Origin of the sequence: Finegoldia magna ATCC 29328 (assembly GCF_000010185.1) — a bacterium.
Taxonomy (GTDB): Bacteria; Bacillota; Clostridia; order Tissierellales; family Peptoniphilaceae; genus Finegoldia; species Finegoldia magna_H.
On record NC_010376.1, the window covers coordinates 1,639,195 to 1,662,245 of the forward strand.

Below are 23,051 nucleotides of genomic sequence, written 5' to 3' on the forward strand. Positions count from 1 at the left end.
CACTAATTTTTTCAAATAAATCTCATTTGACAAATCTTAACATTTTTATGTTGACATTATTTTTTATTTTGATATGATTTAATCAAATAAATAATTTGGTTAATTAATTATATATCGGAGGTGTTTTAATGAAAAAAATAATAATATTCGTATTGATAATTTTCCTATTAATATATTTCTTTTATTTATTTCATACAGCTAAAAAAGAAGAAAATATAGTACAGTTGGGAGTAGAATGTGAGATAATAGACGTTAATAGATCCGACAAAACGCTTACAATTATAGGCGCTGATAGTGGCAGGAAAATTATTCAACAAGAGTCAAAAATTGACTGCAAAGATTTAGAAAAAGATGGCAAAATAGTAAAATTTAATTCCTCAAACCAACCAAATATTTTAAAATTTGATGATTTAAAACAATCTGACAGGATTAAAATAAATATAGATGAAAAACAACTACAAAACAATAATGAATTTTTGAAAGTAAAACAAATCGAATTGGTAAACAAAAACTAGAATAATTGGCTACAAACGCCAATTATTCTAGTTTTTTAATTTTTATCTTGTTAACAATTTCTTATACAAATTATCCACCATTATCGCTCCAAATGGTGCAGTGATCAAAATAGAAATAACCGCTACAGTCAATGCCATATCCCCCACTTTCAATCCCATCGATAGAGGAATTGCACCGATTGCTGCTTGCACAGTTGCTTTTGGAGTGTAGGCTACCATGCAGAATAATCTTTCTTTTGGTGTTAATTTTGTCTTCAAAACAGATGCATACACGCCCACCATTCTGATTATCAAGGCACAAATCACCAAAACAACCACCATGATTCCAGAATTTATCGCGTATTTTACATTTACAGTCGCTCCTACTAATACGAACAAGAATATTTCTGCGCCAACCCACAATTTGTTGTATTTTTCTGATAATCTTTCCGCCAAATCTTCGTAAATCTTCTTCATAACCATGGACAATGCCATTATTGCGATGAGTCCCGAAAATGGAATTGGTGTTATTTTTTCCAATTCTAAAAGCAAGAACGAAATGCTCAATATAATCAAAACTTTTACTGTGTCACGCATGTGAAATCTCTTGAAAAATTTCACCAACACAAATCCTATTCCAGCTCCTACGACACTTCCTATCAAAATAGAAAAAGGAATGGCGATGAATTTGAACACATTGATGTCTCCTGTTTGTGCGAGAGATGTCAGCGATGTGAACACAACAATGCAGAAAACATCGTCGCAGCTACTTCCAGCCAAGATAAGTTGTGGGATTTTGTGTTCATCTCCGTAGCCTTCTTCGATAAGTCGTATCATTCGTGGAACGACAACCGCTGGAGACACCGCAGCGATTATCGATCCGATTATAAATGCATCCAACACATCAACCTTCAAAAATATCGGCGCGAAGATTCCCACAGCGCACATTTCAAAAACTGCCGGTACGAAACACATTAACACCGCTGGTCGTCCGATTTTTTTCAAATCGTCGATGTCCAGCGACAATCCTGCACGAGTCAAGATTATTACCAGCGCAATAGTTCTCAGTTCAGATGAAATGTCAAGAATTTTCTTGTCAATAAGATTCATCGCGAACGGTCCGAGAGTTATTCCAACTATTAAAAATGCCAATATCGGTGGCAATTTTATTTTTTTGAAAAATTTTCCCAAAATCAACGATAAAATAATTATAAAAGCTATACTTTTTAACATAAAATTTCTCCTTTATATAATAAAAAAGCTGATGATATCTGTAAAAAACAGAAGTCATCAGCAAAATTTTTGCGTTTTAGTTAATAACAAGGGAGCACTTCATTCCCCAAATCTATTTCCATGAAAGTTCAAACTTACCACATGCTTTGTTGTAGTTGAAAACCAAGCGGTATTTCTCGGATTCGTTCAAATAATCAGAAGAAAATCCATTCATCTTGTTCAATTCGAACACTTTGTTTCCCAATGAATCTATGAGGCTTACTGTAACATTGCCGCTTTCCAATTCATTGTCCAAATTAAAATCGTAAAATCCACTTTTCTTGACTTTGAATACTTTTGTAGCTTTTCCGCTAGTTTTTTTCAAACTTGCGTGGATATTGTCTTCCAAAATTCCTTGTGTTTGATAAAACCACAAGGCAGACATGCTCCTAAAATATCCAATTCCATTCATATACATAAAGTATCCCACTGCAACAATTGCAATTACCGAAAAAATAATTAATGAGCTCGGCTCACTGGGTAAATCCATAATAATAAATCCTCCATATATTTCAAAATTTTCTGATAATAATATACCACAACGAAAAATTTTTTACAATAAACTACAACACCAATTCTTCTAGTATTTTGACATTTTTAATCACAATGACCTTGGTTCCAATCAAATCGATGTATCCAAGCTTTTTGAATTCTCCTAATTTTCTAGTAATAGTTTCTCTTGTAAGTCCAGAATAATTTCCAAGTTCTTCTCTGTTCATCGCAAGGTCTAGCCTTATTCCGTCCTTAGTTTCCACTCCCATTGTATCTTTTAATCGTAATAAAAGCGCCGCAGTTTTCATAGTAGCATTGCTAGTGGATAATCTTTGCACCAAATCTTCTGCAAGTCTAATTCTTTCGAAACTTTTCTTCAAAATTTTAGTAAGAGCAAGTGGTGAATTTATCAAATATTTATTGAAAATATCTCTAGGAATCATTATAACTTCACAGTCTGTCAATGCTTGACCCATGTAGATGTATTTTACATCTTCCAAAATATTATGACCACCCACAAAATCATTTTCGTGATACAAATACAGAATTTGTTCTCTTCCATCAATTGTATTGTGAAAAACTTTTATCGTTCCTTTGTGGATTACATACATGTTTTCGGCAGAATCTCCAGGCTTAAAGAGGTAGTCTTCTGCTTTTAATTTAAGAAATTTCATTTTTTCAATTGCTTCATCGTAATCGACATTGTCAATTCCTTTAAAAAGCTCCACATCTTTTATAGCTTCCAACAAGTATTTTTTATTATCTTCCATATCAAATTGCTCCTCTGTTATTTTCCTAGCTTGAAAATTCAAAGCTTCATCACGTCTGCTGTCGCTTACGGTCTTGGCAAATTGTGCATTAACGTATTTTTCAAATTTTTCTGCAACTTTTTTATCCATCGCTTCGACATTTTCAAGGAAGTATTTTCTACCCAAATTTTTGTATTTGTATACTCCACCTAAATGATATGGTAAAATTTCAATTCTTTCAACCATATTTTTTATTTTATCTAAAGATTCTACAAACTTATCCATTTCTTCGTAGTTATCGGTAAATCCTGGAACCATGACATGTCTCGCCCAAATATTTCCGCAAAATCCATTAGATTCTAAATCATTTACAAATTCTAGGAAATTCTTGTCTTCCATAAATGTAATTTGCTTGTACAATTTGGAGTCGAAAGCTTTGAAATCAAGTAGTATTGTATCTATATATGGAAGAATTTCAGAGTAGTATTTTTTATCGCCAACACCAGATGTATCCAAGCAAGTGTTGAATCCTTCTTGTTTGAGTCTTTTCACCAATTCTTTTAAGAATTCTCCCTGCAACAGAGGTTCTCCTCCAGAAATCGTGACTCCGCCTTCTTGTCCGTGATACGGCTTGTATCTTCTCGCTATTTTTATAATTTCATCTACCGTGTATTCTTTTCCACCATGTATGTTTTGAGAATCTGGATTGTGGCAGTAAACGCATTTCAATGGACAACCTTGCAAGAAAAATATAGTTCTGTTTCCCGGTCCATCGACAAGTCCCATAGTTTCGATAGAATGCACATAACCTTTTATTTCATTGTCCATAATTTTCTCCCATCGTCAAAAAGGGCATACAAATATGCCCTTAATAAAATTTATTTATACAAACTCATGGAATGTTCTGTTGATTACATCTAGTTGATGTTCGCGGTCTAATTGGTTAAATCTTACAGCGTATCCTGAAACTCTTATAGTTAGGTTAGGATATTTTTCTGGATTTTCCATCGCATCTTCCAACAATTCACGATCCATTACGTTAACATTCAAATGGAATGCGTCTTGGTTGAAATATCCATTCATGATGTTTGTCAAGTTTGTTATTCTTTCTTCTTCGTTTTTGCCAAGTGCATTTGGAATGATTGAGAAAGTATTTGAAATTCCGTCTTGATTTACGTTCTTGTAAGGCATTTTTGCTACAGAGTTCAATGAAGCAAGTGCTCCTGATTTGTCTGCGCCATTCATTGGGTTTGCTCCTGGTGCAAATGGTTCGCCTTTTTTACGTCCATCTGGTGTGCTACCAGTTTTCTTACCGTAAGTTACATTTGAAGTTATTGTCAACAAACTCAAAGTGTGCTCTGCGTTTCTGTAAGCTTTTGTTTTTCTCAAAGATTCTATGAAATACTTACTTATAGCTATTGCCAAATCATCTGCCCTGTCATCGTCATTTCCGTATCTTGGGAAATCTCCTTCAACTTCAAAATCCACAGCCAATCCGTTTTCATCTCTGATTGGTTTTACTTTTGCATATTTTATTGCTGACAACGAATCTGCTGCAATGGCAATTCCTGCGATACCAAAAGCTATGAATCTGTGTACTTCTGGGTCATGAAGAGCCATTTGTCCTTTTTCATAAGCGTATTTGTCGTGCATGTAGTGAATTGTGTTCATAGCATTCACGTAAACTTTCGCAAGTTTATCGATTACTTTTTTGTAGTTCGCAACGACTTTATCGTAATCCAAAATTTCTGAATCGTCTTTTTCAATTCCATCTATTACAGTTACGATCTCGCCTGTTTTCTTGTCTCTGTAAACTTCGTCTACACCACCGTTGATTGAATACAAAAGTGCTTTTGCAAGGTTTGCTCTCGCTCCAAAATATTGCATTTGTTTTCCAACTTGCATTGCAGATACACAACATGCGATTGCGTAGTCGTCTCCGTAAACATCACGCATAACATCGTCGTTTTCGTATTGAATGGAAGCTGTTTTGATACTCATCATTGAACAGAAATCCTTGAAAGCGCGTGGTAAATTATCTGACCACAAAACTGTCATGTTTGGTTCTGGTGATGTATCGATGTTGATTAAAGTGTGCAAAAATCTAAATGAAGTTTTCGTAACCAAAGTTCTTCCATCAACGCCCATTCCACCGATTGATTCTGTAACCCAAGTAGGATCTCCAGCGAATAATTCATCGTATTCAGGAGTACGTAAATGTCTAACCATTCTAAGTTTGATGACTAATTGATCCACCAATTCTTGTGCACGTTCTTCATCTAAGATCCCTTTTTCCATATCTCTTTTGATATAAATATCCAAGAACGCTGTGTTTCTTCCGATTGACATAGCAGCTCCGTTGTTTTCTTTTACTGCTGCCAAATATCCGAAATACAACCATTGAACAGCTTCAGTCGCATTCATTGCTGGTCTTGATATATCAAATCCATAACTCATCGCCATGTCTTTTATTTCGTCAAAAGCTCTGATTTGTTCAGAAAATTCTTCACGTCTACGAATGATTTCTTCAGTAGCATCCCCTGTCAAATTTTCCTTGTCTCTAATTCTCATAGCTTTCAAATAATCTATACCATACAAAGCAATTCTTCTGTAATCGCCGATAATTCTTCCTCTTCCGTAAGCATCAGGAAGTCCTGTCAACAAACCAACTGATCTGAAAGTTCTCATTTCTTTTGTGTAAGCATCAAATGTTCCTTGGTTGTGTGTTTTTCTGTATTCATTGAATTTTTCTTTGATAACTGGATCCATTTCCAAACCATAAGCTTTCAAAGAATTTTCAACCATTCTAAAACCACCATATGGATTCATAATCCTTTTCATAGGTTCGTCTGTTTGTAATCCAAAAATAACTTCGTTGTCCTTGTCGATATATCCTGCATCGAAATTATTAATTCCACTGAATCTTTCAAGATCAACCTTGATTTTCTTAGATTTTACTTCTTCGACGATCATATCGTTTACTTCGTTCCATAAAGTTTTAGTTTTTTGTGTTGGACCTACTAGGAAAGAATCATCCCCTTCGTATGGAGTGTAGTTTTGTTGAATAAAATCTCTGACATTGATTTCATCTGCCCAGTCTCCATCATTGAAACCTTCCCAAGCTTTTTTAAATTGTTCATTATCGAATAAATTGCTCATACATATCTCCTTTTCTTATTCTTAACGCTACATTAAGTATATGTTAAAAAAGTTTTAAATACTGTGATTATAATCACTCTTTGATAATTTTTATCATAGAAATCTTACAATCTTTCAATATTGCTTGTAAATAAGTAAAAAATAGGATATATTTTAATAATGGAGGGTTTTATGAAAATAAAAATATCTAACGCAAAACTAATAATTCTAGCAATTCTAACATTTGTGATAGAAACAATCGCAGTTGCCTGGACACAAAATCTCACAGGAATTAATAGAATTTTCATTATAATTTCATTTACATTAATCACAACAATCGCACTTATTCTAAGTTTCATCTTGATTCAAGTGCTTCACAATATGATAATGGACAGAAAAATCGCCGGAGAAATCAGAAAATACATGCTGGATTACGAACAAAATGGAAATTTGGACAAATTATTTCAAAATTTCAAAAAGATTAAGGACAAGCCAAAAACAGATTATGCAAAAAGCTTGTATTATTTCAACTTGGCGATTGCTTATGTGGAAGATCACCAATTCCAAAAGGCGCGCGAAGTTTTGCAAAAATCAACTTTACAAAAATACAACCAATCTTTCGATCAGATTTTCAAAATGCTTTTGAATGATATCGACAAGCACGAAAAAGAATACAACGAAGCCCAAAAAACGCCAGAAAATTAATTCTGGCGTTTCGTTTTATCTTATTCTAAGTCCCATTTCAGAGAATGTGTCTGCGTGGTCAAAATCGTGGTATTTGAATCCACGTTGGAACCATTCGTTTCTAAGTCTGGATGAACCGTGTGTGAATTTTTCCGGTTGAACGTATCCTTGTCCCATTTTTTGAATGTGATCGTCGCCGACACTTTGTACAGCGCTGATAGCTTCTTCGATGTCTCCTTCTTCCAAGTAACCTTTTTCTTTGATGTAGTAGCTGAACACTCCTGCAAAATAATCCGCTTGTGTTTCCAATGCTACGGAATATTTGTTGGCGTCTTTTTCGTTCAATCTGCGTTGAATGTTGTGAACTCTATCCAAAATCCCAAGCTCTTTTTGAACGTGGTGGCCAACTTCGTGCGCCAATACATAAGCCATCGCATAGTCTCCACCGTCAGCTCCAAGTTTTTTTGTCAACATATTGTAGAAAGTTACATCCATGTAAATTGTCTGATCCAACGAACAATAAAACGGTCCGACGTTTTTATCTGCATTTCCACATCCAGTTGACACCGCTCCTTCAAAGAAATGAAGTTTTGGTTCATTGTATGTTCTATTTATTTCAGAAAATTTTTCGTGCCACACATCTTCTGTGTCCTTCAACACAACACTAAGCATCTTTTCTGCTTGTTCAACTTCTCTGCTGCTCGCTTTTTCAGAATTGTTGACTTGTTGTTCTTGTCTGGTTCTTGGTTGATTGTTGATAATATCTCGTGGATTTCCACCAAACAAAGAATACACAATTACAAGCAACAATAATCCCACTCCACCGATTTTAACTGGTCCGCCACCGGATGATCCTCTGCTTACATTTGAACTTCCTTGTCTACCTTGCCATTTCATTTCTTGCCTCCAAATTGTAGTAATATCCTATTTAATTATTTATACCCAATTTTAATATTTTTCATTAGACTTGCTGGACACTGCCACAAATTTCAAATCAGTGTAATTTCCATTCAACGTGTTTTTCATTTCTCGTAAAGTGTTCTTGGTAGTCACAATATCATCCAACACGAGAATTTTCTTGTCCGACAAATCAGCGTTCAGTTCAAAAGCACCTTTCAAATTTTCAATTCTTTGAAGCTGCGATAAATTGTGTTGAATTTTAGTTTCCTTCACTTTTACAATCGCATCCGGCAAATACTCCATGTCCAGAATTTTTGCCACTTCCTTTGCAATCTCGTGAATGTGATCGAAGCCACGTTTGTTTATCTTGGATTGTGTCGAAGGAACTTTGAGCAAAGTGTAATCTTGTAAATTTTTTTGTTTGATTTTATCTGATACGACATCTGCCAAGAAATATCTCACAACTTCTTTGCGGCCAAGCTTGTAATCGTAGATGAGTTTTTTCGTAAGTCCTTGATAAAGTAACGGAAAATAACAATCCGTATCATCAATATCCCTGTGGCCATCAACGAAAACCAACTTGTCCAAGCAATCTTCGCACAACAAATATTTGTGTTGTTTTTTCTCATGACAAATTATGCAACGTTTTTGAAATAAAAAACTAAAATCCCTCATCTTCGAACATCTCTTTCATCATTTCCTGTTCGTCATCGTCGATATCAAAATCCATGTATTGTTTGATTCTTCTATCCAATCCTGAATTTCTCTTCATTATTTTATTGTTGGATATCATTTGTCGTAAAATCTTCAAGCTTCCAACCAAAACGACGATTTCTCTCGCTCTTGTGATTGCAGTATAGAGCAAATTTCTCGTCAACAACATAAATGGTGCCTGCGTAACGGGAATTACTACAATCGGAAACTCACTGCCTTGTGATTTGTGAATCGTAATCGCATATGATAGCGTCAAACCATCGCATTCTTTTTTCGTGAAACTCGCAGTTTTATCGTCAAACAACACATCAACCGTCTCATCAATCGGATCGACGTATGTAACTCTTCCGATATCTCCGTTGAAAACGCCCATCGCATCATCGTCGATGAATTCTTTCGTATAATCATTTTTGATTTGCATAACTTTATCGTTGAGCCTGAAAATCCTGTCTCGTTGCTCAATTTCTTCAGTCATTGGAGTTTTTGGATTCAAAACTTCTTGCAAAGCTGTGTTCAATTCTTTAGTTCCGCAACTAGATTTTTTCATTGGAGTTAGCACAATTATATCGTCAAACTCATCTTTTTTGTAGAAATTGGGAAGTCGTTGTGCGCACAAATCGAGAATCGTCTGCTTGGCGCGTTCTGGATCATTTTCTTCAATAAAGAAAAAATCCTTGCCTTTTTCATTCAAAATAGGAAACTCTCCGTTGTTAATCCTGTGCGCATTCACAATTATGTTGGAGTTTTGCGCTTGACGGAAAATTTTCGTCAATTTTATTGTAGTGATTTCTCCACATTCTATCAAATCATTTAGCACATTTCCCGCTTGCACACTCGGAAGCTGGTCGCAGTCTCCAACAAAAACAACCCTAGTATTAGAATCCAATGCTCTCAGCAAACTGTCCGCGATGAAAATATCCATCATACTCGCTTCATCTATAATTATCAAATCGCAATCAATTGGATTGTCCTCGTCGTGATCGAAAATCGTTCCATCCTCAACTGGAATATATCCCAGAATTCTGTGAATAGTCTTCGCTTCTTCGTTGCAACTTTCCGACAATCTTTTCGCCGCACGTCCAGTAGGCGCCGCGAGAATTATTTCCTTGTCATTATTTTTGAAAATTTTCGTAATATTGTTGATAATCGTAGTCTTTCCCGTACCAGGTCCACCTGTAATTATCAACATTTTTTCGGTCATAGATTTCTTGATAGCTTCGATTTGCAAATCATCCAAGTGTTCTGATTCAAGCTTGGAAAGCTCGTACTCCACATCAAACTCATCTTCGATTTCTGTTTTCAAAATATTTGCAATATTCATCGCACATCTCATCTCGGATTTTTCTATTTGTGGAAGGTAGACTCTGTTTTCATCATCTGTATCATCAATGGCGATAATTCCACTGACAATCAAAGACTCCAACGTTTCTTGTCTGTTTTTGATTTCAATGTCGAGAAGTTTTTCGACACCTTCTATCAAATCATCTTCCAATACGTAGCAATTTCCGTTGGAATTTGCTTCCTTCTCCATAAAATATTTGAACGCAGCTTTGATTCTAAATGGAGAATCCGGCTCGATGTCGATTCTCTGCGCAATGATGTCCGCCGTCCTGAATCCAATTCCCCTAATGTCGTCAATCAAAGTGTATGGATTTTGCATGATAATTTTCTTGGTGTCTTCCTTGTAAAAATCAGAAATAATATTCGCTTGATGAAGACTTAGCCCCAACGATTGCAAATACAAGAAAATCTCTGCGTATTCTTTTTTCTCATCGAGAGATTCTTTGATTTTCTTGTAATTTTTCTTGCCAATTCCTTTTACTTGCAATAATTTGGATGGAGAATTTTTTAAAATCTCCATCGTATCTTCGCCAAATTCTTCGACGATTCTTCTCGCAGTAGTTTCTCCGATTCCTTTAATCAAACCGCTTTGAAGATAATTGATGATATTGTACATGCTTGGCTTATTGGATCTTTCAACGGAAATTATGTTGTATTGCTCGCCGTATTTTGGATCTTGAACTTTGTTTGCCTCAATATCCAAGAAATCTCCAGGCATAATTTTGAAACTATTTCCCTTGATGATTCTCTCTTCCCCGTCCTTATCTACGGAAAAAATCCTAAAACCATTGGACTCATTTTCGAATATTATATTTTTGACAGTCGCTGTAAATTTCATACACTCACCTACAAAAAAGAGGGTTGTTCATTCAAATAACAATCCCTCTGTTTATATAATTTATTAATCTTCGATTTCAATTCTTTCGATATTTGCGCCCAACTTTTTGAATTTGGAAACAATATCGTCGTATCCTCTGTCAATGTGATAAATATCTGTAACATTTGTAGTGCCATCTGCTACAAGGCCTGCCAAAATCAAAGCCGCTCCGGCTCTTAAATCAGTGGATTTTACAGTAGCACCTTGAAGAGAATCGACTCCTGCAATGCTCGCTTCATTTCCTTCAGTCGCAATAGCAGCGCCCATTTTTTGAAGTTGTTCCACGTGCATAAATCTATTTTCAAAAACAGTTTCTTCTACGCTGCTTTGTCCCTTGCACACAGTCATCAACGCCATAAATTGCGCTTGCACATCTGTAGGAAAACCAGGATATGGCAAAGTTTTAATCTTCGTTCCTTTTAATCTTCCAGTTGCGATAACTCTGATAGAATCTTCGTCCTCGTTTTCGATAACCTCACAACCAACTTCACGAAGCTTTGCGATAATCGGCATAATATGAGATGAAATACAATTTTTCACAGTAACATCACCACGAGTAATCGCACTTGCCACCATGAAAGTTGCAGCCTCAATTCTATCCGGAATAATCGTGTGTCTTGCACCGTGTAATTTGTCAACGCCGACAATTCTAATCGTAGAAGTACCAGCGCCACGAACCTTCGCTCCCAATTTGTTCAAGAAACTTGCCAAATCAACAATTTCTGGTTCCTTCGCAGCATTTTCGATAACAGTTTCGCCTTTTGCCATCGTCGCTGCCATCATAATATTTTGAGTCGCACCAACACTAGGAAAATCCAAATAAATTTCCCCGCCAATCAAACCATCTTTTGCGATAGCTTCAATCTTTTCATCTGTCGATTCGATCTCAGCACCCAATGCCTTGAATCCTTTTAAATGCAAATCCACAGGTCTCGAACCAATCGCACATCCGCCTGGCAAGTATGTTTTTGTTTGACCAAGTCTAGTCAACAAAGGTCCCATCACCAAAAATGATGCCCTCATCTTGTTCATCAATTCGTGTGGAGTCACAGAATTATTGACATTGCTACTATCTATCTCAACCTTATTCTTGTCCAAATAAGTTACTTTTGATCCCAATTCTTCTAAAACTTTCAATATAATTGAAACATCCTTTAACTTTGGAACATCTTCTAAAATTATAGGCTCAGTTCCTAAAAGAGATGCTGCTATAATAGGAAGTGCTGAGTTTTTGGCGCCGTCAATCTTGACCTCGCCCTTTAAATTTAAACTTTTTTTTACTTGTATAACTTCCAAAATAACCTCCATCAGTCATTCGTTTTTCTTATTTATATATAAAATATTATATCATATCCATTTATCGTTGACTAATTTTTAAGGGTTTTACAATCTTTTTACAAAACAAAAGCCCCCTTCGGTAAGGAAGCTTTTGTGAAATTATTTAGTTTACTTTATTGTTATGTTCAATGTTATTTTACCTGATATTGCTGCTGGCTGATCATAATCACCAAAAGTATGATCATAATTTTCTTCATAAATGGTGTATTTTTTTGTCAACTTTTCAGAATTTCCATCATAATCCACGATTAATTTTGAATCTTTAAACTCGATATCATTAGCATCTTCACCAGTAATAGGTTCATTATTCCAATTTGATAGTGGATTGTCTATTGTTATTTTGTTATTCTTAATATTTTCTTTGTTTACTTCAATATTAATCTCTAAATTTTCAAAATCAATTACTCTTGCTGTGTCTTCGCCAAATTTAGCCTTAACTTCTTCTCTTATAGAAAAATCTTTTACCCAGTTATATTGTTCCATGTTAATTTTTCCAAGACTAATAGTGTTTAATCCGTTCATTTTCTTTATAGATTCAAAATAATTAGCATCCAAATCATTTTTATTAACATATAGTCTGTGAATATTAGTCATGTTTTCTATTGATTTAATATTTTTAATCTTAGTGTTTTCAACTAAAAGAGCTTGTAGCGAGTTAAGTTTAGATATTTCGGATATATCACTTATAGGATTACCACCTAAATAAAGAGTTACTAACTTATTTTTGTTATCAAAAATGCCTTTTAAATTTGATATCTTGTTGTTTGTAAGTTCTAGTCTTTCTAATTTATCCATGTTTTTTATTTGAGAAATATCTGATAATTCACTATCTCTAACAACTAAAGTAGATAAGTTCAAGTTTTTTACGAAATTCAAGCTTTTTAAATTAGAATGATTAATGTCAACATACTCTAATTTTTTATTATAATTAAGGTTTAATTTCTCCAAATTCTCATTTTTTTTGAAATTTTCATCTTGATTCAAGTATATGAATTTTTTCAAGTTTTTTAAATCTTTTATAAAATCAAAATTAGTGACATTTCTTTTTAAATCCTTGGAGTTTAACATAACGGAAAATTCTTCTAGGTTGTCAGCATAATCTAATGGTCTAATCATTTTTTCATCGATATTCTTATCTGTAACGACAAATTTTTTTAACATTTTCATATCTTCAATAGTGAAGTTTTGATCAACTTTAGGTTTATGGTTGGCATCAAACTTAGCATTTGCTTCGTCCGTTAAATTAACATATTTTTTGTCGAATTTACTGTATTTATTAAATAAATCTTGATAAAATTTCGCATATTCTTTCGGCATTTTAAATGGTTTTTTCACTGTTATCGCTTCATAATAAACTATAGTGTACTCTGGATTTTCACCAATTTTATTTACTCCTAGTAATGTTTGAAGATTTCTGTAGTCTCTATAGTCTACGCCTTGTATATTTATTTCTTTTCCGTCTGATTTACGAACAATTTTGATAGGTGCATAGCGTTCGATAACATCTGGATAGATTCCAGCTGCACATTCTTCGAAGAAACTGTATGATTTTTTTATTGTAGGTTCTTTTATTTTATTGCCGTCTTTATCTACGTAATTTATCTTCAATGTAGTTTCTTGTTTATCCAAATCAAATTTTCCGGCATCAGTTTTTCCAGAAGCCAAAATTTTTGCACGTACAACAACATTATCATCGTAGTTTTTACCATCTACTGCAACTTTGTATGTGAATGTGTGATCTCCAATCAAACTTCCTGGTCCAATTATTTCCATAGTTTGATAATTTCCATCGCCATCAATTCCAATCAATGCAGGAACTACCATCTTAAATGCTGCAGCTCCTAATGAAGGTTGATTTACGATGTACCATTCAACTCCTTTTTCATCGAAAATTCTAACTCTAGTTTTCTTAGCTTCTAAGTTTGTTCCATAAACGTGAGTAAATGTCTTCTTGGATTCTTGAATTGTAGGTGTCACTCCGTAAGTTATATCTGGAACTTGTCCTTTATCTGTAGAAGTTGCCCCATAAGTTTGAATTTTCATAAATGCAAGAGTAGCTGCATTCTCATCTACACCATCAGCTAATAACGAAATCACTATTGAATTTGCTCTGGATTTTGGATTATTTCCAGGTAATTTTTCGAATTTTCCATATTGCTCTTGTTTGTACAAGATTTCGTATGATACAGTTCTATCTGATTTATTTTCTGGAAGTTCGAATGTTATAGTTTGTTCATCGCCAGTTCCTGAAATTTTCCCTTTAACTTCAGGTTGTTTCCCTTCTTTTGAAAGTTTTGTTTGCATAACAGCTTTTACTTTTGCATTTTCTGACAAATTCATTCCGTTCACTTTAATAGTGACTTTTGTATCATTGTTTGTGATGACCTTGTTGCCTTGGATTGTAGATTGACGAACGATTGGCTTTCCTATATTGATAATATAATCAACATCTCTGTTCAAGCTTTCAGTGCCTTTTTTCCTAAATACGCCTTGATCTATTTTTATTCTGCCCTTTTTAGTTCCAAGACCTTTTACATCTAGTGGCTTTTTAAGTGTAACTACGAATTTCTTGTCTGACAACTCAATAGTATCTTGGTTTCCTAACTTTTCGTAATTTCCATCAGCGTTTTTATCGATGCTAATTCCAGCTTTCATGCTTCCATCAAATATTTCTTCGATTTCTTCATCAAAACCAACTTCTATTATCTTGCCATCTTTTGACGCGTGAGCATAACTTGGAAGAATTTCTTCATAAGTTGCTTTGTCTTCAGTGTATTTTACTCTGAAATATGCTTCATACGATTTCTCCAAATCATCGTTATCTCTCACCAAAATTTTGTATACATCTTCTTCGTTGCCTTTTGTTAAGGCTATGCTATCTGCAACAATTTGCTCGAATTTACCCGACTTTTCAAAAGTTGACTTTATCGTTGGATCTTTTACAAATTTTCCGTTCACAAGTCTGTAGAATGAAACTCTCAAATTATCAGGATTTACATTTTCACCAATTATATTGGCTTTTAATTTTTCTTGTTCATTTTTTAGTATTGGTGTAAGAACATTGATTTTTTCAATAGTTGTTTTTGTATTTTCAGCCGCCTTTTGTTTTAATTCTACTGAATCATTGAAGAATTTTGTATGCGAGCCTGTTGAATTTACAGAAACTTTGTAAGATTTTTCTGTTGGTTCTTCATTTTTAGGTGCTTCAAATTCCAATGTTCTACTTGCACCAGTTCCACTGACTGTAACTTGTGGGAAAGTTTCGTTTCTTTTTGCATCAATCAATCTAACTACGAATTTGTCATCGGAAACTTTTTTAAAATTACCCATTACTTTTAGAACAACTTTTCCACCAGCTGCATCTAGTTTTTCTGATTTTCCTGGAGTTTCTAATTCTAAAGCCTTTATTCCTTCTGGAATTTGTTCTTCTGTATCTGATTTTTCCTGTGCTATTTTTACAGTTGCTTTTGCAAAATCAGTTTTAGATCCTGTGGATGACACATAAACTGTGTATTCTTTTTCTTTTGTTGTTGTATTTTTAGGAATTTCAAATGAAACAGTTCTCTTAGTCTTGTTTACGTCACCTGATACATTTACCTTAGGGAATGTTTCATTTCCATCGTTATCAACAAGTTTTACTACAAATTTGTCATTTGCAATACCACTCAAATCACCCATTACTTGAACTGTAGCAGTAGATGAATCTTTTGATACTTTTTTTGGAGTTGTTAGTTTTAACATTTGTATATTTTCTTTTAAAACTTCCTTGTCCTTTGTTTCGATATTCAAAGTACAATCACTTTCTGGCATTATGAATTGGTAAGAATCTCCGACTTGTTTGAAGTTGACCTTCATTGGATCTCCACCTTCATTCAATCCACTTACATAAAACATCGATATTTCTTTTCCATGCTTTGCTTTTACAATAACAATGTCGCCTTTTTTAGCTTGTGATTTTTCTTCGCCATTTACAGTTATTACAATATCAGTGTTTCTTGAATCAATCTTGAATGTTTTTTCAACTTCTGGTGTTCCTGATGATTTTTCTTGAGTTAAAGTAAAGTCCGCTTTTTTGAAATTTTCCTTCTTTCCAGTTGATGATACAAAAATCTCGTATGTTTTTTCCTTGTCAGTAGTATTTTCTGGAACTTTGATATTTATAACTCTGACATCACTTGATACCTTACCAGTAACTTCAATTTCAGGATAGCTTTCTTTTCCTTTTTCATCAACCAATTTTACTATGAATTTACCAATAGGAATATTTTTGATTTGACCAATAACCCTAATCTTAGCAATAGCATCTTTTGCTGGAAGTTTTGCGTTCGTATTGTTTTGAATAATCGCTATTTTTTCTTCTTCAGGTGTTGGCTTCTCTGCTGGTTTCTTAACTTGTAAATTTACGTCATTCAAGTTCCATCCGTAAGCTCCTGCAAATTTAATTTTCAAATTAACATTCACAGTTTTTCCGTCATTTGATTTCAAAAATTCATCTGTAACTTCTAGATTAATCTTATCGTTTTTTACATCAAAAGTAGCTGTTACTCCTTCTACATTAGTTGTTACATTTACAACCTCAGAAACATCTTCCATTTCAAAAGCTTTGCCAAATTCATTAAATAAATTTCCAAGCCCTTTGTATTCAGATACAAATGAAACTTTATTTTTGTCAACAGTAACTGATTTTTTTTGTTCTACATTTTGACCGTGGAATCCTATACTTCCTTCTCCTTCTTGTTGTTTCATAAATCTCGGTAAAATATAGTTGATTAATTTGGAATAATCCTTGATTTTGTTATCTGAAACATCTAGACTATTTATTTTTTCCATTCCAAGTATTATATCTACATTTTCGATTCTGTTTGCAGACACGTCAAAAAATGTCAACTTAGTCAAGTTCTTAAGAGAAGAAATATCAGTGATTCCATCGTAGTTTATTCTCTTTTCTCCTTCTTTTTTAACTTTTACGTTATTGTGAAGATCCAATCCAGTTAAGTTTGTCAAATCTTTTAGCGGTTCAACATTTTCAATTATATTGTTGTACAATTTTAAGAACTCTAAATTTTTAAGGTTTGCTAATGGTGATACATCTACAATTCTGTTTCTTTGAAGTTCCAAATATTTCAAGTTTTTCAAGTCTTTTAATGGTGTAAGATCTGAAATCTCATTTTCATTTACTTTTAATTTTTCCAAATTTGTAGCATATTCAATTCCTTTTAAGCTCTTCATTCCTCTAGTTACAGAGAATTTGAAATCTTTTGTTTTGGATAAATTCTTGGCTTTTCCTAGTATTGAATATGTGTTTTTGGATTCTTTTGTAAATATTGGCTTATTAGTCTTCTTGTCTAAGAATATGGATACTTCTTTCAAAGATTCCATTTCTTGTTTTGTGATTGGTTTGTCGTCAGGTCTGTTAACATCTAAGTTTTTGTTCAAAACTTTCAATAACTTAGCATCTTCAATGTCTACATATTCTGGCTTTTCTTCTTCGCTCTTCTTATGTGCTTTTATGATTTCATCTTTTAATGCATTTACGCCTTCAACTGTTTTGGCTTTGTTGATTTGCTCAATGTATTTTTCTGATGTTATTCCATTGTTTTTTAATTCTTCAACGGCTTTTTCTTTTGCTTCTTTTAAGGCTTTTTCTTTTGCAATATCTTCCGGCTTTTCTTCTGGTTTCTCTTCTGGTTTATCGCCAGGTTTGTCTTCTGGTTTGTCTTCTGGCTTGTCGCCTGGTTTTTCCTCTGGTTTATCTTCGGGTTTTTCTTCCGGCTTTTGTTCACCTGGCTTTTCTTCGGGTTTTTCTTCCGGTTTATTTGGTATGTTTGGTGTTGATGGAATATTTGGTGTTGGTGTGACTGAAGGTGTGTCTGGTTTTTTATCTTCAATTACTCCGACACTTTTGATTCTCTCAATTTGTGCCTTTGATATTGATTGTTCGCCACCTACTACCGTGATTTCTTTTGTGTTATTATCTCTAACAATTTGTTTGATAAAATCTGTGTGGCTAGGATCTGTCAACAATATTGGTTGATTATTTTTGTGTGCCAATGGGCCTACTGACAATGCGTCTGGATAGTTTCTTCCGTCTGCTAATACGAATTTTTCAAGATTTCCGAATTCTTTTGCTATTATCAAGGCTGTTTCGTATCTGTCAGCTCCTGCTAATCTTCTCGCATTTTCTAAGCCTTTTATGTTTACTGATTTTTCTCCACCAAAAATTAAGGCGACCTTGTCCTTTGTGATTCCTTTTGGTAAATTATGTCCATCTGTCAAAATAATTGGCAAATTTTCTTTTGTGGAAAGTGGTGTTGCACACAATGCATCTGCAAAGTTCAATCCACTTGCAAGTGCAACTTTTCCATTGGGATTTACGTGTTTGTACACTTCAACTGATGTTTCAAATCTGTCTTTTCCTGCTAATCTTTTAACATTTTTAAGGCCTTTAATATTTACAGATTTTTCTCCACCTACTATGATTACTTCTTCTGGTTTCAGTCTTGTAATCTCGTCTTTAATGACTTGTGGAAGTTTTTCTTTTTGTGTCAATAATACCGGTGCGTTTTCCTTGTTTGCAAGGCTTCCTGCAACCAAACTATCTGCAAAATTTTCTCCACTAGCAAGTACAACTGTTTTTATATGATTCGGGAATGTTTGTTGGCTGATTTTTGCTGATGTTTTGTATCGGTCAACGCCTTTAATTGTGTCAACATTGATTTTGTTTTGTTCTTCTGCGAGAACTGGTGTGAATGAGCTCATTACCATGCTCGCTGTAAGAATTACTCCTAAGATTTTTTTCATATTACCTCCTATTTTTCATACATGTTTTATTATATATGGAAGAATCCCCATTTACTAGATATTATTTATTGGAATTTTTTATAAATAGATTACTCTTTCATGTTTTTATCTATAAGTGGTATAATTGTATAAATGATTTCTAGGAGGGAAAAATGAAATTAACTACTAAAGATTTGACAAAAATCGGTGTGTTTGGCGCTTTGACGATTGTTCTTGGGCTTACTCCTTTGGGTATGATTCCGATTGGACCTGTTAGGGTGACTACACTACATATTCCAACTATTGTTGCTGCTTTGGTTGCAGGTCCTTGGGTTAGTTTGTTCGTGGGATTGTTGTTCGGTTTGTTTTCATTGGTAAATAATATTATTGCGCCGACAATTCTTTCATTTATGTTTTATAATCCATTGGTTTCTGTTTTACCAAGAGTTTTGATAGCTGTGGTAACTTATCAAGTTTACAAGAAATTAAAAGACAAAAACGATGTGATTCGCTACGGAATTCCAGCGATTTGCGGAAGTATAATGAACACTGTTGGTGTTTTGGGAATGGCGTTTATTTGTCATGCAAAACAAATCGAAGCTGTTATGCATATCAAAGCACAATATTTTCTCGGAGGACTTGTCGCTACGAATATGCCTTTCGAAATTGTTTTATCGTTTGTGTTGGCAATTTTGATTGCAAAAAGTGTAAACAAGCACAAATAATTCAATTAAAAAATCCACAAGAATTTATGATAAATCCATAAAATCTTGTGGATAATTTTTTTGTTTTAATCTTCGTAATCGTCACTGATGTTGCATGAGCCCAAAAATTTTCTTCTGATATCTTGTCCAGTTTTTGTTCCTGCAACTCCGCCCATTCCTGTTTCTCTCAATGATGGTGGAAGAGTTTTTCCAACTTTTCTCATTGCTTGGCACACTTCTTCGAATGGAACGATACTTGTGATTCCTGCTAATGCCATGTCTGCACTGATCATTGCATTTGTAACACCCATTGCATTTCTAAATGTGCAAGGATATTCTACAAGTCCTGCGATTGGGTCGCATACAAGTCCCAATACGTGTAGGATTGCAAATGATGCTCCGTGGAATACTTGTTCAATGGAGCCTCCTCTTAAAAATATCATCGCCCCTGCTGCCATTGCTGCTGCAGAACCTGTTTCTGCTTGGCAACCACCGTCAGCGCCGGAAAATGTTGCGTATTTTCCCAATAATTGTCCAACTCCGATTGCGACTAACATTGCATCGATAAGTTGTTCGTGTGTGCAATTGTATCTTTGTTTAAAACTCATAAGAGCCGCTGGCAATATTCCTGCTGAACCTGCTGTAGGTGATGCTACGATTTTGCCCATTGCTGCACTGATTTCCAATGTTGAAAAAGCCATCGCCATTGCTTCTGCATTAAAATGTCCAACTATTGGTTCATTTTCATTTGCGTAAACGTGCATTTTGTGTGCGAATCCGTCGATCATATGTTGGTTAGTCACTGAAGGTGTTTCCAAGAAATCTGTCGCAGATTTTTCCATAACATCTAGCATGTGTGACAATTCATTTCTGATGAATTCTTCTGATTTGCCAGTTCTCTCATTTTCTATTTCTATAACGTATTCGTAAAAAGGTCTGTTGTCCTTTTTAACGGTATTGATTATTTCTAGTGATGTATCAAACATAAACTCTCCTTAATTTCGTTGAATATATTTTGTGAAAAGAAATCTCTTGTCTTTTAACAAATTTTCTGTCAAATCTTCGCCGATATTTTTGTCCAATTCAACAATCAAAGTTACGATTCCGTCGTGTTTCAATGTCTTCATTCCTTCGATGTTGTAACCATGTCTAGCTAAATTAGATGAAATATCCGCAATAATTCCTCTTACATCCACGTATTTCAATAAAATTGTAGGATAGCTTCCTGTAAATTGAACAGCGATTCCATTGATGTCAATAATCTCGATGTTTCCTCCACCGATTGACGATCCTATGATGTACATCGTTGTTCCATCTTCGTATGTAAATGTAATCTTCGCAGTGTTTGGATGCACATCTCCCAAGTCGGCTTCTCTGAAAACATAGTCGATTCCACGTTGTTTAGCTATCGCAAATGAATCTCTAAGTCTAATGTCGTCTGGTTCAATCCCCAATACACCAGCTAACAAAGCTCTGTCAGTACCGTGACCCTTGTAAGTTTTTGCAAATGATCCGTGAAGATCAAACTCAACTTTTTTGAACTTATTTCCAGCAATCATAAGAGCAGTCTTTGCAATTCTACATGCGCCTGCAGTGTGAGAGCTAGAAGGTCCAATCATTACAGGTCCCAAAATATCAAATATATTATATTCTCCCATAAAAACCCCCTAAGTAATTTCCGTAACAATTATATCACATCAAATTCACTGTATAAAGAAAATCAGGAAAATTTTCCCGCAAAAAAAGAGAGGCAATCGCCTCTCAAATTTTTAAAATTTTATTTTTTAATTACAAATTAATTTAGATTGAAAAATCCTGCTGGATCTGTCGTTTCATCTGCAAACCAAATATCAGCATAATTGCCGTTGATTGAAACTCCCATTACGCTAATTGTGTTCCAATGTTTTAGTCCTGTAATAACAGCATTGTGGCCTGAAGATCTCTTCCAAATATTAAGAGCTCTTGAAGCTCCATCTTCTCTTGTGAAATCACTCCATGCAGAAATTTCATATCCATCTACCTTGAAGTTTGTCAATTCTTTTGGTTTGTTCCACATACCTTCTTGGTGTTTGTGATCTTCTGTATACATTACAGGTGACCATTTTCCATTTTTTGACCAGCTATGAAGATTAGCTTCGATTCCTCTGTCATCCTTCCAACTATCGTCGTAGTATTTGTTTTGGTCGTTGTTGTGAGTTCTTGCAACGAATGTCAATGATTTAGAAATTTTTAGTGGTTTCAAACCTTTTGATTGACGGTATTCGTTTACCAATTTTGCTAATTCTTCTTCTCTTACTGAAAGAGGTGTATTAATGTCGAAGTTAGAAAGGTCGGTATCTTTTACTCTTTTTGATTGTTCTGTAGGTTTCTTTTCTGGCTTCTTTTCTGGCTTAGCTTGATCAGCAGGTTTTGTTTCTGGTTTGTATGTGCCAGTTAATTTTTGATATTGTGTTTTGGAAACTGAATTTTCTCCACCAACTATAGTAACATTTTTGATTTTTGCCTTGTCGATATATGATTTTATGCTGTCGATTGCAGAATCATCTGACAATAAAATTCCTGTGTTCATTTTAACTGCAAGTGGTGCTGCAGACAACGCATCTGGATAATCTCTTCCATCAGCGATAACAGCCTTTTCAGTTTTGCCGATTTGTTTCAAAACTTCGATTGAAGTGTCGTTTCTGTTCTTTCCAGAAATTCTATCTACATTATCCAATCCTTTTATATTTACTGAATTTTTACCACCAATTATAGTGCTAACTTTTTTTGCATCAATACCTTTTGGTAATTTTTTTCCGTTAGTTAGTACAAGAGTTTTGTTTTTTGAAATAGCAAAAGGAGCTGCTGACAATGCGTCGGCAAAGTTTTGTCCATTGGCCAATACAATATTCTTTGATTTTAATTCTTCTGCTACTTTTGTTGATGTTTCGTATCTGTCATCTCCAGAAATTCTAGTGATTTTTCTACCTTTAGTTTTAAGTGTTTTTTCTACTCTTTCAGATACAGATCCCTTACCACCTATAATAATGACTTCTTTTGCTCCAAGTCTGTCGATTTCTTTTTGTAAAGCAGAAGAAGCCTTTGATTTTTCAGTCAATAAAACTGGTGCTTGATTAGCAAAGTTTCCTGCTGTCAATGCATCGGCGAATTTTTCTCCGCTAACTACGACAACTTTGTCGCTTTTTTCAAAAGCATGCTTGCTGATTGCTATTGATGTTTCATATCTGTTGTTTCCTTTAATTCTTTCAACATCCACACCTTTATCTGCAAATGATACTTGTGGAACAATATTTGCTAGCATAACTGTGGCTAACATCAAACCTAAAATTTTTTTGTTTTTCATAAATTTTCTCCTTCTACAACTAATATTCTATCCCTTTTAATTAGGATACTGTTTTAGTTTTTACAGTTATATTATACCCCATAAAAGTATAAAGTTAAATCTTTTTTTTGATATTATACCCTAGCGAAATAGTATGTATTAGTAAACAGAAATTTCATTAGTGATATTCGTGCATGAAGTTTGCTAATATTATTTTATAAATAAAAAAATGGTCCCTATAAGAGA

The 23,051-nt window shown here is 34.3% G+C and carries 15 protein-coding genes and 1 riboswitch; of the genes, 3 read left to right on the forward strand and 12 right to left on the reverse strand.

Going from position 1 to position 23,051, the window contains the following annotated elements; genetic code table 11:
* Positions 1-128 precede the first annotated feature (128 nt).
* Positions 129-515: a hypothetical protein gene (locus FMG_RS07825; protein ID WP_012291132.1), complete on the forward strand. Its 387-nt coding sequence runs from the start codon at positions 129-131 to the stop codon at positions 513-515.
* Positions 516-557: 42 nt separating this feature from the next.
* On the opposite strand, the gene FMG_RS07830 is transcribed toward FMG_RS07825, so the two are convergent.
* From FMG_RS07830 to pflB, 4 genes are all read right to left on the reverse strand, one after another.
* Complete coding sequence (locus FMG_RS07830; protein ID WP_012291133.1) at positions 558-1,727, reverse strand: cation:proton antiporter; 1,170 nt, start codon at positions 1,725-1,727, stop codon at positions 558-560.
* Positions 1,728-1,768: 41 nt separating this feature from the next.
* A riboswitch (Fluoride riboswitch) is annotated at positions 1,769-1,843 on the reverse strand.
* Entirely contained in the window at positions 1,840-2,256 is a 417-nt protein-coding gene (locus FMG_RS07835; protein ID WP_012291134.1) for a hypothetical protein, read from the reverse strand. (Overlaps the previous riboswitch by 4 nt.)
* A 73-nt stretch (positions 2,257-2,329) precedes the next feature.
* On the reverse strand, positions 2,330-3,835 hold the full coding sequence (gene pflA, locus FMG_RS07840) for a pyruvate formate-lyase-activating protein (protein WP_012291135.1): 1,506 nt from the start codon (positions 3,833-3,835) through the stop codon (positions 2,330-2,332).
* A gap of 54 nt (positions 3,836-3,889) precedes the next feature.
* The gene (pflB, locus tag FMG_RS07845) at positions 3,890-6,166 is read right to left on the reverse strand and encodes a formate C-acetyltransferase (RefSeq protein ID WP_012291136.1); all 2,277 of its coding nucleotides are present in this window, start codon (positions 6,164-6,166) and stop codon (positions 3,890-3,892) included.
* Positions 6,167-6,337: 171 nt separating this feature from the next.
* On the opposite strand from pflB, the gene FMG_RS07850 reads away from it, so the two are divergent.
* Complete coding sequence (locus tag FMG_RS07850) at positions 6,338-6,850, forward strand: hypothetical protein (protein WP_012291137.1); 513 nt, start codon at positions 6,338-6,340, stop codon at positions 6,848-6,850.
* 15 nt (positions 6,851-6,865) lie between these two features.
* Here FMG_RS07850 and FMG_RS07855 read toward each other — a convergent pair whose 3' ends face one another.
* The 5 genes from FMG_RS07855 to FMG_RS07875 form a co-directional block, all read right to left on the reverse strand.
* Complete coding sequence (locus FMG_RS07855) at positions 6,866-7,726, reverse strand: KPN_02809 family neutral zinc metallopeptidase (protein WP_002839998.1); 861 nt, start codon at positions 7,724-7,726, stop codon at positions 6,866-6,868.
* Positions 7,727-7,777: 51 nt separating this feature from the next.
* Positions 7,778-8,404 carry a ComF family protein gene (locus FMG_RS07860; protein ID WP_012291138.1) on the reverse strand — a complete coding sequence of 209 codons (627 nt, stop codon included), beginning with the start codon at positions 8,402-8,404 and terminating at the stop codon, positions 7,778-7,780.
* Entirely contained in the window at positions 8,391-10,622 is a 2,232-nt protein-coding gene (locus FMG_RS07865) for an SF1B family DNA helicase RecD2 (protein ID WP_012291139.1), read from the reverse strand. The genes FMG_RS07860 and FMG_RS07865 overlap by 14 nt, the downstream gene beginning before the upstream one ends.
* Positions 10,623-10,685: 63 nt before the next feature.
* Positions 10,686-11,969, reverse strand: coding sequence for a UDP-N-acetylglucosamine 1-carboxyvinyltransferase (gene murA / locus FMG_RS07870; protein WP_035110465.1), 1,284 nt, complete (start codon positions 11,967-11,969; stop codon positions 10,686-10,688).
* A gap of 138 nt (positions 11,970-12,107) precedes the next feature.
* Entirely contained in the window at positions 12,108-18,800 is a 6,693-nt protein-coding gene (locus tag FMG_RS07875) for a cell wall-binding repeat-containing protein (RefSeq protein ID WP_012291140.1), read from the reverse strand.
* 152 nt (positions 18,801-18,952) lie between these two features.
* On the opposite strand from FMG_RS07875, the gene FMG_RS07880 reads away from it, so the two are divergent.
* A complete protein-coding gene (locus FMG_RS07880; protein WP_002838044.1) occupies positions 18,953-19,504 on the forward strand; it encodes an ECF transporter S component in 552 nt (183 codons plus the stop codon).
* 65 nt (positions 19,505-19,569) lie between these two features.
* Here the strand turns inward: FMG_RS07880 and sdaAA are convergent, their stop codons facing one another.
* The 3 genes from sdaAA to FMG_RS07895 form a co-directional block, all read right to left on the reverse strand.
* Positions 19,570-20,469, reverse strand: coding sequence for an L-serine ammonia-lyase, iron-sulfur-dependent, subunit alpha (sdaAA, locus tag FMG_RS07885; protein ID WP_012291141.1), 900 nt, complete (start codon positions 20,467-20,469; stop codon positions 19,570-19,572).
* A 9-nt stretch (positions 20,470-20,478) separates the two neighbouring features.
* Entirely contained in the window at positions 20,479-21,141 is a 663-nt protein-coding gene (gene sdaAB / locus FMG_RS07890; RefSeq protein ID WP_002838071.1) for an L-serine ammonia-lyase, iron-sulfur-dependent subunit beta, read from the reverse strand.
* Positions 21,142-21,278: 137 nt separating this feature from the next.
* Positions 21,279-22,826, reverse strand: a complete 1,548-nt coding sequence (locus tag FMG_RS07895) for a cell wall-binding repeat-containing protein (RefSeq protein ID WP_012291142.1) — start codon at positions 22,824-22,826, stop codon at positions 21,279-21,281.
* Positions 22,827-23,051 lie beyond the last annotated feature (225 nt).